We start from the raw sequence: 12,759 nt of genomic DNA, 5'->3' as shown, positions 1-12,759 counted from the left end.
CTGATTCCATTTACAAAAATACCTGATCAATCTTGGCTCTGTCATAGTCTAATATCCAATGAGGATAGCTGTCATATATCCTTCTGATTGTTTCAGGAGAAGTGGCTACTAAATCACAGCCTCGATCGTCATAGATGTGAAAGAGGGTATGTTTGCTCGTATTGATAAAGTAAACCCGATGAAAAATACGTGGTTTTAATTCCATATCCTGACGGCAGATTGCTTTTACCATTGGAACATATGCAAAGTCCGATGTCTTACACTTCAAGAAGAACCGATGCGTTCGATAGGCGCCATTCTCATCGTCTTCTGGAAAAACATAAGGAATGGTATTTTACCTAAGCTTCCAATATCCCAGTTATAAAACAAAGGTGGTCTAAGCAGTAACGTTGGAAATGTATGATGTAAATACTCGTGTAACGTCATCAAAGCACCTTCCTATTCCTGCAAAAACTCTTTTTGCTTCCACTCTTTGTACTGAGTAAGGTCGCTGCTCACTTGACGAAACACCAATCCAATGATTGTCGCGTCATCTAGTAAACCAGCAACAGGAATAAAATCTGTAATGGCGTCTACCGGTGAAACAAAGTACAGAATCCCGCCAATAATCATCAAGATGGATTTAACAGGGATTGTTCGATATTTTCCACTCGTCCAATCACCGAAAATACTGAAGAGTAGCTGTAACTTCTCCCAAACATCTCCGATCGCCTTTTTGTCTGCTTTTTTCATTGCTTTTTTTAGGAGATTAGATGCTTTTTCTTTATCGTTCAGATACTCAGAGGCTTTTGATTCATAATTTTTAAGAAACCTCTTTTCATGTTTAGCCATAGACCCCCCTATGTTTCGTCGAAGCCAAAAAGGGCGGGAAAACGCTCATTTTTGGCTTCGGTGTTATTTATACCACTTGTACATAAAAGTCTTCCAAGCAATTACACCAAGATGATTTTCCCCGTACGCTGACGGTTCTCCGCAAATTGCACGGCTTCTTTAACATCATGCAAAGCAAATTTCTCTCCAGGCTCTGCTAGAAGGAGCTTCCCATTCTGAACGAGTTCGATGACTTTCTCAAACGTTTCGTGCCAGGTAGACACGGAAACTCGTTGATTCCAGTGGCGCAATAAAAACAGTTGAGGGAGAACGCCAAGCTCTTTCGAGATGATCGACCAATCCACTTGAACTCCCGATAAAAGACCTAACGACAAGAAAATCCCGCCGGCACGTGTAGACTTCGCCAGCTCTAAACCGTCTGGACCGCCAATGGAATCAATAGACGCATGAGCACCTTGTCCGTTCGTTACACTCATGATGGCATCATAAATAGACACACATGAACTGTCGATGACTTGCCACGCCCCAAGTTGCATCAATTCCTCGGTATACCTTGCGTTTCGGACGATGGCGATCACCCTAAAACCGAAAAGAGTGGATAACTGAATAAACAAGCGCCCAATGGCTGAGTTGGCTGCATTGACTATCAAAACCTGATGAGGAGACAGTTGAAGGGTCTCATTGCAGATGACCCACGCAGTGATGGGGTTGATGTACAACCGACAGGCTATATCATCTTGGATCGAATCGGGAACCGCAATGGCTAGCTCGGCTGTCGTTTTTACGTATTCTTGCAACGTACCTTCACCGCGCAAAGGCAGAACACGTTTACCGATAAGAGAGCGAGGAGCAAAAGGTCCTGTATCCATAACGGTACCAACGCCCTCATACCCAGGAATGGCGGGAAGGTTGATGCGATGCTTGTAAGCACCACGAATCGGAATGACGTCAGAAGGATTAATGGGACGTGCGCTCATTTTCACCAAAATTTCATCTTGCTTCAGAGGTTCAATCAGCCGCTGTTCAACCTTCAATACTTCATGGGGTTCGCCAAATTGATCGTAACGTACTGTTTGTGCATACATGGTTGTGCACTCCTAACTATGTCAGCCATAACCGAACGAAGGATCGTTCTTCGTCATTGCGTATGGATCGGAATGTCATTATTTTAGGTATAAAAAATAAACGCCGTCAATCAAAACGAGAATTTGGCATATGGCTCTTCATACGAAGTACAGCATGTAATCAAAACCTTTCCAACAATACCCTTCAAAATTATACCAATATTTCAAATGGGAAACAATTTTACATAATAAGCGATCGATAAGTAAAAAAAGAGCGCATCTGCGCTCTTTCAAATCATTTTGCCCGTGGTGCACTTTCAAAGCCTACTTTTTTATGCGTGCCATCACAGAACGGTTTCTTCTCGGATTGACCGCATCTACAGAGTGAAAAAGATGAACCGACTTCATACTTGTCACCTGCTCCATCCAGCAATTCAACTGTACCGGTAACACGAATTGATCCATTGTCGTTAATCTTAATGGTTACTTTTTCTTGATCCACATGTCATCCCTCCTTTTTTACTATCTTTACCTACTATGATTTCAAGCAGAAGGGTATGTGGTAAATAATTGCTTATTCGTGTTAAAATCAGGACAAGGTACGGTTATTTTTAGCAGGGAAAGGGTTTTGTCTCATGACGATTTCGATGGATGACTTAGAGCAATCCTGCTGGGAATGCAAAGGCAAGGGAGCGATTCTTACCCCACAAGGTCAGACCCTCTTACACTTCATAAAAAAGCATTTGTAAACGAATGAGCTTGAAGAAAAAGCGGGAGGCCGTCAGATCCTCACCTGGTTACGGGTGGGAACTGGTGGTCTTTTTTTCAAGCCAAAAGGTTAAATCGGCGTAGCATTATTCGGCTGTTTTTTGATTCCACTTTGGCGACCGATCAGCAAGAAAACGAGGAGTATGACAAACGGAATCGCTACAGTAGTCGTGTCACCGTGTAAAAGAAGAGTGATTGTAGCACCAAGCATAATGACTGCGAGCGTATAGGCGGCGTAACGCGTATACTTTTTCATCAGTAAGCCCAATCCGCCGAGCACTTCGCCTAAACCGATCACAACTTGGAACCAATGGGGAAACCCGAATGCTTGGAAAGCGAGTGTTGTCTCTGAATGTCCAATCAGCTTGTAAATACCAGATGAAAGGAACATCAAGCACAACCCTACGATCAATACCCATTTTGCGAAATTACGTAGACTTATCATACTGAAATCCTCCAATCGTTTCGTTGATGGATTCAGTATAAATCGCCCAATATGACATCTTTTGTCATATTGCAAAGACTGAATGATCTGTAAAGGATCGTGTATCTGTTTGACTTATAGTTGTCCACCTTATCCAAACTTGCAAAGTATCTTGCCAATTAAGTAAATTGAACGAATAACAATCTTGTAATTTAAAAATATCGGCAATAATGAACGGATGGGAGAACAAGAGAAAACAATTTATGATAGTGGGGAGGATTAACATTGAAGGTTTTAGTAGTAGAAGATGATAAGACCATTGCAGAGGGTTTGCACTATTCGCTTTCCAGTGAGGGCTATGAAGTAGTTCTTTGCGAAGGAAAACAAACTGCACTCGAAACAATCAAAGAGCAACGTTTTGATATATATTTACTCGATCTGACTTTGCCAGATGGTAATGGCTATGAGATTTGCGAATATGTAAAAGAAAATCAGGATGCACCTGTCATCTTCTTGACGGCGTGTGATGATGAAATTAATGTGGTTCGGGGCTTAGATATGGGAGCAGACGACTATATCACAAAGCCGTTTCGTATCCGGGAGCTGATTAGCCGAATGAAGTCATCCCTTAGGCACTACCAAAAAGAACCTAACCTGACTGACAAAGTGAAGATTGGAAATGTTGTCGTACATACAAAACTGGCTAAAGTGTACAAAGGAACCGAGGAAGTGATGCTGACGGCTTTAGAATACCGTTTACTGTTGGCATTCATAAATAGTAGAGGGCAAGTTCTGTCCAGAAATCAGTTGTTAGAGGGCATTTGGGATTTAGATGGTAACTTTATCAATGACAATACCCTTTCGGTCTACATTAAGCGGCTTCGAGAAAAGGTGGAGGATGATAGCCAGAATCCCAAAGTGATAGAAACCGTACGCGGACTTGGCTATCGAATGAGTGGAAGCCATGCTTAAAAACAAAGAAATCCGGAAGTTATGTATGTATAGCGTGGTTATTTCCATCATTGGGATTACTATTCTTTGGATAATCGATTGGAAAGCCGGGATTGTGGCTGCTGCCATGGTATTTCTGCTCTTTTTATGTTTTTTCCTGTTTACCCGCAAACGTTATCTAGATATCAGCAAGCTCGCTTATTATTTGGCTTCTGTATATTCAGGCCAACCCACGATGGATATCAGGGATAACGTTGAAGGTGAATTGAGCATTCTGAAAAATGATATTTATAAAGTCACATTAACGTTGTCCGAGCAGTCTACTCTTCTGAAAAAGGACAAACAATACTTGGCAGAAACGCTTTCGAACATCTCGCATCAACTAAAAACGCCACTTGCCTCCATGTTTGTCATGGCTGATTTGTTAAACAACCCTAGTCTACCAAAAGAAAAGAGGGAGGAGTTCTTGGGCAAGATTATCAATCAGTTGAAGCGTATTGAATGGCTCGTGACCTCATTGCTCAAGCTGTCCAAAATCGATGTGCAGAGCGTTATTTTCAAGAAGGAATTGGTATCTGTCAAAAAAATGATAAACAAGGCATTAGAACCACTCCTTGTCCCCATGGAATTAAAAAATCAGGAGCTTTCTTTTTCCTGTAAAGAAGACCTTTTCGTGTATGGAGATGAAAACTGGACGGTAGAAGCCATTTTGAACGTAATTAAAAACGGGATAGAGCATACGCCGGTTGGGGGACATATTGCTATTTCGTGTGAGGAAACACCATTGTATACACAAATTGTCATTGCCGACAGTGGCGAGGGGATTAGTCCGGAAGATGCTCCACACATTTTTGAACGATTTTACAAAGGGAAGAATGCGGGAGCGGATAGTATTGGAATAGGGCTAGCCATGTCTAAAACAATCTTGCAAAGTCAAAACGCCGATGTGTTTATGGAAAGTCAGATTGGTGTAGGCACAACATTCAAAATCAAATTTTACAAGCAAATGATGTAGATGACAAAATTGTAAGAATGAATGTCACCGACGAGACATGTTTGGCAGCTATTCTAAACGTAATAACTGATCTAGGAGGCTCATGATGGAGATTTTGCGAGTAGAGAACCTGTCAAAGACGTATGGTGATGGAGAAACAGCTGTTACTGCACTGAACGATATCTCATTTTCCGTACAAAAAGGGGAGTTTGTGGCGATCATTGGACCTTCTGGTTCAGGTAAGTCTACCCTTTTGCATATTCTGGGGGGCGTTGATACGCCCACATCCGGTAAAGTGATCGTTGACCAAACTGATATGTACGCGATGGATGAAACGGCACTGGCCATCTTCAGACGCAGACAGATTGGACTTATCTATCAATTCTACAATCTGATCCCTGTCCTTACTGTAGAGGAAAATATTACCTTGCCATTGCTATTGGACGGTAGAGAAGTAAATCAAGATATCTTCTCCGGTATCGTAGAGACTCTAGGTCTTCAACAGCGATTAAAGCATCTGCCAAACCAGCTTTCTGGAGGACAGCAGCAGCGTGCGTCCATTGGCCGTGCCTTGATTAGCAGTCCCGCCATTGTATTGGCTGACGAGCCTACAGGAAATCTAGACAGCAAAAACAGTGCTGAGATTGTGAAGCTCTTGAAAAAATTACATAAAGAACGGCATCAAACCCTGATTGTTATTACACATGACGAAAACATTGCCTTGCAAGCGGACCGTATTATTGGCATACAGGATGGCAGGATTTCTAGAGATGAGGTGATCCGGCGATGAATATCGTGAATCAGCTCACTTTACGTTATATGAAAAAGAATAAAAGCCGTACCCTTGTTACACTTATAGGAGTTGTCATTTCTGTCGCAATGCTTACAGCAGTATTTTCGATTAGTAGTTCTTTCATGGATATGATGCAGAGAAACACGATTGCCTACTCTGGTAAATGGCAGGCAGCTTTTCTCGATGTTGCAGGAGAAGATGTTGCGGTTATTACAGATACAGAAGCAATTGAAAGATACGACATTGACCAGAAACTCGGATATGCACGACTTTCTACCTCTCCAAACAGCGTGAAGCCTTATTTGTATATTACTGGACACAGTAATCATGATGTAATAGGGGTGAGCTTAGTTGATGGGCGTTTGCCTCAGAATGAAAATGAACTGGCACTTTCATCGCAGTTTCTTCAAACCGCCGGAGTAAGCTGGAAGGTTGGAGATGTAGTCACATTAGATTTTGGTAACCGTAGCTTGAATATAGACGGTAAGAGCGAGACGTTGGGCACCGATTATGTCTATCAATCCAAGGAAGTCTTTACGCCTACAAAGACAAAAACATACACCATTACCGGGATTGTTCAAGCACCAGCTAAAGAGCAGGAAGCAATGGCTGCATACCGTGCATTTAGTGGTCTTTCCGAGGGGGATTTAGAAGAGGGTTTTCCCTACACGGTAAGTGTTGAATATAAGGATTTTAAAGGTTTAGGAAATAACATTTATGAAACGAGTAACACGATTGCTAGTAAGGTGAGCGGAGTAAAGGATCAAGTTAAATCGAACGGAGTAAAAGTCAAGTACAACCGGGATCTTTTGCTTTATTCCGGGATTTCGAATGATTCCCACTTTCTTAACACCATGTATCTGGCAGTCTTATCCGTTGGAAGTATCATTCTGATTGGATCTGTCTCACTAATCTACAACGCGTTTGCGATCTCACTTTCAGAGCGTAGTCGCACTTTAGGAATGTTATCTAGCATAGGGGCAACCAAACAGCAAAAAAGGGCTTCTGTATTTTTTGAAGCTGCTGTGATCGGGGTCATAGCTATTCCAGTTGGGTTGTTTTTTGGGTCCATTGGCATTGGTGTTACTCTCCATTTGCTCAGCCCATTCATTCAAAAAATGTTTGTCGTTAGTGAACCGATGCGATTGGTGATAGAGCCGTTTAGTATGATTGCTGTCATTTTGTTTTCCATTTTGACACTGTTCATTTCTGCTTGGTTTCCAGCAGTGAGGGCATCGGGAATTACACCGATAACTGCGATCCGCCAGACAAAGGATATCGAAGTAAAAGGAAAAGATGTTCGTACATCTAAAATGACCCGGAAGTTGTTTGGATTTGAAGCGGAACTAGGATTAAAAAATCTGAAAAGGAATAAACATCACTATCGCTCAACTGTCTTTTCGCTTGCGATCAGTGTAATCTTGTACCTGGCAGCTTCTTCCTTTTCGTTGTATATGGATAAGTCCTATAATATGGCACAAGCACCGCTACCATACGATCTGTCAGTTTCCGCAAGGGGAGCCGATCTGGAAAGGGTAAGGTCATTAACAAATGAATTGATGTCTGTCCAAAACGCAACAACAAAAGTGAAGACCCAACTTCTTTTTAATGATCTATTCCTCAACGAAAACGAGGTTACCACAGACATCTCCAGTCGCCATACCCTTGATCCAGAAGGGAAATACTTCATGACTGCAAACATTGTTTCTCTTGATGAGGCCTCTTTTGCAGCGTACCTGCAATCCGCGGGGATTGATGCAAAGAAATGGAAAGGTGACGAGATTTCTGCAATACTTGTCAATCGGTTCACCTTGAAAGAACAACATCATTTTACAGATATCTCTCAACTAACCGTCCAAGAGGGATCAGAAATACCTTTCACGAAGGTTGAAGGGGCTAAAATCCGAATTGCTTCTATCACAGATAAACGTCCACCTTTTATGCTACGCTATCAGGAAGATGCTTTTACGGTGACACTTGTTGTTTCTGAACGAGTCTTTAACAAGCTACGAGAACTAGGTAACGATGAGTTGTCTGAGCAAATTTTCAGTGAGGTTCAATTTACAACAGAGCAGTCTGCGGCATTGGAAAATGAAATAAACCCGATTATGAACAAATATCCAGATGTACATGTCTATACGACCAATCTGATTGAGGAGCGTCAGGATGCAATGAATCGCGCCACAGTCACATCTGTATTCCTTTATGGATTTGTGGTTCTCATCGGACTCATTTGTATGGCAAATATTATCAACACGATTTCGACAGGGATGGCCTTGAGAAAACGTGAGTTTGCGATGTTGGCTTCCATTGGCATGACGCCAAAGGGCATGAAGAAAATGCTACGCTTCGAAGGATTTTTTTATGGAATGAAGTCGCTTATTTACGGTTTACCAATTAGTTTATGCGTGATGTTTTTCATCTACAAGAGTCTTAGCCGTAATTTTGCATTTGCTTTTTCGTTGCCTTGGGCGGATCTTTTCATTGCAGGGATAGGTGTGTTTTTTATTGTGGGTACATCCATCCTCTATGCGACTAGAAAACATAAAGAACAGAATATCGTTGAATCGCTGAAGAACGAAAATATCTAATGTAGAGGGTAATTTTTTGGAACGGTCTAGATAAGCAAAGGTATTGAAAAACTCGCCATCCAATCCACAATGGGAAATCGATGGCGAGTCCTCGGATAACAGGTACGACCTGCTCACATCACTTGTATTTTTCAGCGTACTCGGCGTAGTCTACTACTTCAATGACACTCGACCAACGGAGAACGGTTCCTACAAACTGTTTAATGTCTAACCCTTGCATGCCGTATGATTCGGCCGTATTGGTTGTTCCAGTCGCGTCCTTAATAAACGTCACTTTATATCCTCGATCATAGGCAGCGATTGCCGTAAACATACAACAAAATTCCGTCTCAAAACCGATCATAAAAAGATGATCGACCCCCAACTTCTCTAAAGTCTGTGTGAGTTCTGTTTGAAAGAAGGAGCTAGGGGTATGCTTATCGATCGAGTAGTCAGAATAGTCTTTTAATGAAAGGTGTATTTCAGAACCGATAGAACTTCTATTCAGTGGACTTTCTTCTGCATCATCAATATGTCTGATAAAAATGACAGGACGATTGCTCTCTTTAAAATCTTTGATTACCTGTTCTATCAAAAAAAGTTCCTCTTTGTAATCCCCGGAATTCACAATTCCATTTTGCACATCAATGACTAAGAGTGCGTTCATTGCTTCACCTTCCTTTTACCATGTTGTAGAAATGATTCGGAAAGAAGGAGTGTACTTCCTGCTAGGTAAAAACCATGAGATAATGAAGGGAAGGTAATATTAGGAAAGGTTGAGTTTAATGAGAGTTCCTTTTTCTTATGCATTCATACTTGTCGCATTCATTTTCGTTACGGGATGTGGTTCAACCCCTTCAAGTACTTCATCCGTGTTTTCCAATTTAGCCACACAAGGCTCTTCTTCCACTCATGAAGGTAAAGAGGTAGTTGCGGAATCAGAAAATAATAATGTCGCTACGTACCTCTCGATGGCTGTACTCGCCTTACATGAAGTGAATGGCTTTGAAGCTGGAGAAGAATTTCCACCGGAATCCAAAGCGTTTTTGGCAAAGCATGCTCATCTGTTCCCGGCAACTGGGGAGAAAGTGAAGGAAGCCCAGCAATTAGTCGATCAAAATGTGCAACCGAAACATATGAATAAAAATATTTCCAAGTATCATGCCTCGATGATTCAAGATAAAGGAACGGTGATAAGCATCGAAGAGGAAGAAATACCGGAAATTGGAACCATTTCAGTCTTGCATGTCGTCAATGACGAAGAGGATAGCTACCAAATTGTTTACCTCGGTGCATTAGATGTCTATGAGGATGATACGGTTGTATTTGTGGGGGTTCCAACCTTACTCTCAGGTTTCGATAATGTAAGTGGCGGATATACGAATTCGATCATCATTTCAGGGAGCTATGTAGGAAAAAGTGCGAATTAAGCTAGGGTAAAATGAATTCTCGTATAGCGCGATGGCCTCGAATGATACAGTTCGAGGCTTTTTGTATGCAGTTTGGCCTTCTGTTTTTGATATGATAGAAAGGTGTTAGTTTTGTACGAATACTTGATCAGTAAAGATTTCTGGAGGTTGCTATGCGCTATCAAGTCATACTATTCGATGTAGATGATACACTTCTTGACTTCAAAACGACAGAAGAAAATGCTTTGCAAAAGACGTTTTCCCAGTTTGGATTCGCTACGGGATCGTCTGATTATCGAGGGACTTACAAAGAGATCAGTATAGGATTGTGGGAGGATTTAGAAAAGGGGAGGATCACTCTAGCAGAGTTGGGCGTAGAGAGATTTCGAAAACTTTTCAAAGCTGTTCAGCTAGACGTCGATGCAGAGGCGTTCGGCAGCGCCTATCTCGAATCTTTGGGCAAAGAAGTGCATTTGGTCCCGGGAGCGGTTGAATTGTGCAACAGTTTGAAGGATTGCCGCTTGGTGATCATTACCAATGGGTTCGCCTCTGTGCAAACGGCAAGAATTGCCGCTTCACCGCTTTGCAACTCTTTTGAGCACCTGATTATTTCCGAAGAGGTCGGCTATAAGAAGCCGGATCGGGAAATTTTTGACTACGCGTTTTCCAAACTGCAATGGACGGACAAGGCGAACGTATTAATGGTGGGAGATTCGTTGACCTCTGATATACAGGGGGGAGCCCATTACGGGATCGATACGTGCTGGTTCAATCCTTTGGGCAAGGAAAATCAGACGAGCATTCAGCCAACGTACGAAATCAGAGAACTGAGCGAGCTTCAAGAAATTGTGCAGAAGGGTAACGTGAATTTGTAGGATCTTTCCTGTATGATTAGAAGGTATTGATCTACAGGTAAATCTAGAATCTAGTGATTGGAGCCCTATAGATATGTATCAGAATTTAGAGGAGTGCATCCTTGACTTGGAAAGGCACGGACATTTGGTCCGTATTCGCGAAGAAGTAGATCCCTATCTGGAAATGGCCGCGATTCACTTGAAGGTGTACGAAGCTGGCGGGCCAGCCTTGCTGTTTGAAAATGTCAAAGGCTCAAAATTTCGCGCGGTATCCAATCTTTTTGGCACAATCGAGCGCAGCAAATTTATTTTCAGAAGCACCTGGCAAGCCGCTGAAAATATAATCGCTATGCGCAATGATCCGATGAAAGCACTGAAGCAGCCATTTAAAAATATCGAGAACGGCTTTGCTGCTCTAAAAGCTTTGCCTGCCAAAAAATCGACTAGTATGCCAGTAACTGCACAGGAAATCAGCATAACAGACCTGCCACTTATCCAAAGCTGGCCGATGGATGGCGGAGCTTTTGTCACGCTACCCCAAATCTATTCGGAAGATCCGGACAAGCCTGGAATCATGAATTCCAATTTGGGTATGTACCGAGTGCAGTTGACTGGTAATGAGTATGAAGTAAACAAAGAAATTGGCTTGCATTATCAAATCCATCGTGGAATCGGTGTCCACCAAGCCAAAGCGACTCAAATGGGGATGCCGCTGAAAGTAAGTTGTTTCGTTGGCGGGCCGCCTGCACATACTTTATCGGCTGTTATGCCGTTGCCAGAAGGCTTGAGCGAAATTACTTTTGCTGGCTTGCTTTCTGGGCGTCGTTTTCACTACAGCTATATCGATGGTTACTGCATAAGTAATGATGCGGATTTTGTCATCACAGGAGATATTTATCCGGGAGATACGAAACCAGAAGGACCATTTGGTGATCATCTCGGCTATTACAGTCTGATCCATCCATTCCCTGTGATGAAGGTAAAGAAAGTGTACGCCAAGCCGGATGCGATCTGGCCATTCACTGTTGTGGGCCGTCCGCCACAAGAAGATACGTCATTCGGTCAACTGATTCACGAGTTAACGGGCGATGCGATCAAGCAAGAAATCCCAGGTGTAAAAGAAGTCCATGCTGTAGATGCTGCCGGTGTGCATCCGCTGCTGTTTGCCATCGGAAGCGAGCGATATACGCCTTATCAGCAGGTCAAACAGCCGACGGAGATGCTCACCATTGCCAACCGCATTTTAGGGACTGGCCAATTGAGCTTAGCCAAGTATTTATTCATTACCGCAGAAGAAAATCGACCATTGACGACGCATGATGAAGTTGATTTTATGACCTATATTTTGGAGAGAATCGATCTGCATCGCGATGTTCATTTTTATACGAACACGACTATTGATACGCTGGATTATTCGGGAACGGGCTTAAACAGCGGCAGTAAGGTTGTCCTCGCTGCTTACGGCGATCAAAAACGTGAGCTGTGCAAAGAGGTGCCGGATGAACTGAAGGATTTGCGAGAGTTTGAGAATGTACGCTTGATCATGCCAGGTGTGGTGTCGATCCAAGGTCCTGCTTTTACCGATTACACGAGCGCGCAGCAGCAATTACAGAATCTGTGTGACGCGATTCAAGCGAGAGGGCCGATCCCGTCTTGCCCGATGATCATCCTTTGTGATGACAGTACATTCATGAGCGAGTCTCTTCAAAACTTCCTGTGGGCAACCTTCACACGCAGTAATCCATCCCACGACATTTACGGTGTGAACAGCTACTACGAGAACAAGCATTGGGGCTGCGATAATCTGATTATTGATGCACGTACCAAGCCCCATCAAGCACCGCCATTGGTACCAGATCCAACTGTCGAGAAAAATATCGAACGACTGTTTGTCAAAGGTGCGAGCTTGGGAGGAATCCTTTAAGTAAGCTCTTTCTAAAAGTAGAGGTCCGTAACCTTTCGTTGCGGGCTTTTTTTCCTGTTTTCATCAGGGTCATCTTTTTCATTCATGTCGAATCGAACTGAGAATTGCAAAAATTGCACGATCGATGGGGAAAGGAATCGTTCTTTACCATCAAGAAAGCGTTTTCTATAATGAATC

At 42.7% G+C, this 12,759-nt stretch carries 13 protein-coding genes and 1 pseudogene; 8 read left to right on the top strand and 6 right to left on the bottom strand.

What is annotated here, in order from left to right:
- Positions 1 to 10: 10 nt before the first annotated feature.
- The 4 genes and pseudogenes from ACKKE8_RS17000 to ACKKE8_RS16985 form a co-directional block, all read right to left on the bottom strand.
- Positions 11 to 334 (bottom strand): annotated as a pseudogene (locus tag ACKKE8_RS17000) (DUF3885 domain-containing protein); the annotation flags it as partial.
- A 104-nt stretch (positions 335 to 438) separates the two neighbouring features.
- Positions 439 to 831, bottom strand: coding sequence for a YkvA family protein (locus tag ACKKE8_RS16995; protein WP_409174120.1), 393 nt, complete (start codon positions 829 to 831; stop codon positions 439 to 441).
- Between the two features lie 101 nt (positions 832 to 932).
- Complete coding sequence (locus ACKKE8_RS16990) at positions 933 to 1,916, bottom strand: zinc-dependent alcohol dehydrogenase family protein (RefSeq protein ID WP_409174119.1); 984 nt, start codon at positions 1,914 to 1,916, stop codon at positions 933 to 935.
- A 274-nt stretch (positions 1,917 to 2,190) separates the two neighbouring features.
- The gene (locus ACKKE8_RS16985; protein ID WP_409174118.1) at positions 2,191 to 2,397 is read right to left on the bottom strand and encodes a CDGSH iron-sulfur domain-containing protein; all 207 of its coding nucleotides are present in this window, start codon (positions 2,395 to 2,397) and stop codon (positions 2,191 to 2,193) included.
- A 133-nt stretch (positions 2,398 to 2,530) separates the two neighbouring features.
- Between ACKKE8_RS16985 and ACKKE8_RS16980 the strand changes: the two genes are divergently transcribed.
- The gene (locus ACKKE8_RS16980; protein WP_409174117.1) at positions 2,531 to 2,644 is read left to right on the top strand and encodes a hypothetical protein; all 114 of its coding nucleotides are present in this window, start codon (positions 2,531 to 2,533) and stop codon (positions 2,642 to 2,644) included.
- A gap of 89 nt (positions 2,645 to 2,733) precedes the next feature.
- Here the strand turns inward: ACKKE8_RS16980 and ACKKE8_RS16975 are convergent, their stop codons facing one another.
- Positions 2,734 to 3,108: a DoxX family protein gene (locus tag ACKKE8_RS16975; RefSeq protein ID WP_409174116.1), complete on the bottom strand. Its 375-nt coding sequence runs from the start codon at positions 3,106 to 3,108 to the stop codon at positions 2,734 to 2,736.
- A gap of 264 nt (positions 3,109 to 3,372) precedes the next feature.
- Between ACKKE8_RS16975 and ACKKE8_RS16970 the strand changes: the two genes are divergently transcribed.
- The 4 genes from ACKKE8_RS16970 to ACKKE8_RS16955 all read left to right on the top strand — a co-directional run bounded on the left by ACKKE8_RS16970 (position 3,373) and on the right by ACKKE8_RS16955 (position 8,416).
- A complete protein-coding gene (locus tag ACKKE8_RS16970) occupies positions 3,373 to 4,059 on the top strand; it encodes a response regulator transcription factor (protein WP_409174115.1) in 687 nt (228 codons plus the stop codon).
- On the top strand, positions 4,052 to 5,053 hold the full coding sequence (locus tag ACKKE8_RS16965; protein ID WP_409174114.1) for a sensor histidine kinase: 1,002 nt from the start codon (positions 4,052 to 4,054) through the stop codon (positions 5,051 to 5,053). Before ACKKE8_RS16970 ends, ACKKE8_RS16965 begins: the two co-directional genes overlap by 8 nt.
- Before the next feature lie 85 nt (positions 5,054 to 5,138).
- A complete protein-coding gene (locus ACKKE8_RS16960) occupies positions 5,139 to 5,822 on the top strand; it encodes an ABC transporter ATP-binding protein (RefSeq protein ID WP_106780512.1) in 684 nt (227 codons plus the stop codon).
- Positions 5,819 to 8,416, top strand: a complete 2,598-nt coding sequence (locus ACKKE8_RS16955) for an ABC transporter permease (protein WP_409174113.1) — start codon at positions 5,819 to 5,821, stop codon at positions 8,414 to 8,416. The genes ACKKE8_RS16960 and ACKKE8_RS16955 overlap by 4 nt, the downstream gene beginning before the upstream one ends.
- 118 nt (positions 8,417 to 8,534) lie before the next feature.
- On the opposite strand, the gene ACKKE8_RS16950 is transcribed toward ACKKE8_RS16955, so the two are convergent.
- The gene (locus ACKKE8_RS16950) at positions 8,535 to 9,062 is read right to left on the bottom strand and encodes an isochorismatase family protein (RefSeq protein ID WP_409174112.1); all 528 of its coding nucleotides are present in this window, start codon (positions 9,060 to 9,062) and stop codon (positions 8,535 to 8,537) included.
- Positions 9,063 to 9,180: 118 nt separating this feature from the next.
- Between ACKKE8_RS16950 and ACKKE8_RS16945 the strand changes: the two genes are divergently transcribed.
- The 3 genes from ACKKE8_RS16945 to ACKKE8_RS16935 all read left to right on the top strand — a co-directional run bounded on the left by ACKKE8_RS16945 (position 9,181) and on the right by ACKKE8_RS16935 (position 12,582).
- Positions 9,181 to 9,825 carry a hypothetical protein gene (locus tag ACKKE8_RS16945; RefSeq protein WP_409174111.1) on the top strand — a complete coding sequence of 215 codons (645 nt, stop codon included), beginning with the start codon at positions 9,181 to 9,183 and terminating at the stop codon, positions 9,823 to 9,825.
- 152 nt (positions 9,826 to 9,977) lie between these two features.
- Positions 9,978 to 10,679, top strand: coding sequence for a YjjG family noncanonical pyrimidine nucleotidase (locus tag ACKKE8_RS16940; RefSeq protein ID WP_409174110.1), 702 nt, complete (start codon positions 9,978 to 9,980; stop codon positions 10,677 to 10,679).
- Positions 10,680 to 10,752: 73 nt separating this feature from the next.
- Positions 10,753 to 12,582: a UbiD family decarboxylase gene (locus ACKKE8_RS16935; protein WP_409174109.1), complete on the top strand. Its 1,830-nt coding sequence runs from the start codon at positions 10,753 to 10,755 to the stop codon at positions 12,580 to 12,582.
- Positions 12,583 to 12,759: the final 177 nt, after the last annotated feature.

Source organism: Brevibacillus fortis (assembly GCF_046196545.1).
In the GTDB taxonomy this organism is placed as follows: Bacteria; Bacillota; Bacilli; order Brevibacillales; family Brevibacillaceae; genus Brevibacillus; species Brevibacillus fortis_A.
Note: the sequence above shows the minus strand (reverse complement) of the source record. Positions and strands in the feature narration are given on the sequence as shown.

Coding starts and splice junctions, on each gene's coding strand:
- ACKKE8_RS16950 (WP_409174112.1), bottom strand. CDS start 9,062: ATGAACGCACTCTTAGTCATTGATGTGCAAAATGGAATTGTGAATTCC.
- ACKKE8_RS16960 (WP_106780512.1), top strand. CDS start 5,139: ATGGAGATTTTGCGAGTAGAGAACCTGTCAAAGACGTATGGTGATGGA.
- ACKKE8_RS16995 (WP_409174120.1), bottom strand. CDS start 831: ATGGCTAAACATGAAAAGAGGTTTCTTAAAAATTATGAATCAAAAGCC.
- ACKKE8_RS16980 (WP_409174117.1), top strand. CDS start 2,531: ATGACGATTTCGATGGATGACTTAGAGCAATCCTGCTGGGAATGCAAA.
- ACKKE8_RS16945 (WP_409174111.1), top strand. CDS start 9,181: ATGAGAGTTCCTTTTTCTTATGCATTCATACTTGTCGCATTCATTTTC.
- ACKKE8_RS16990 (WP_409174119.1), bottom strand. CDS start 1,916: ATGTATGCACAAACAGTACGTTACGATCAATTTGGCGAACCCCATGAA.
- ACKKE8_RS16940 (WP_409174110.1), top strand. CDS start 9,978: ATGCGCTATCAAGTCATACTATTCGATGTAGATGATACACTTCTTGAC.
- ACKKE8_RS16965 (WP_409174114.1), top strand. CDS start 4,052: ATGCTTAAAAACAAAGAAATCCGGAAGTTATGTATGTATAGCGTGGTT.
- ACKKE8_RS16935 (WP_409174109.1), top strand. CDS start 10,753: ATGTATCAGAATTTAGAGGAGTGCATCCTTGACTTGGAAAGGCACGGA.
- ACKKE8_RS16955 (WP_409174113.1), top strand. CDS start 5,819: ATGAATATCGTGAATCAGCTCACTTTACGTTATATGAAAAAGAATAAA.
- ACKKE8_RS16975 (WP_409174116.1), bottom strand. CDS start 3,108: ATGATAAGTCTACGTAATTTCGCAAAATGGGTATTGATCGTAGGGTTG.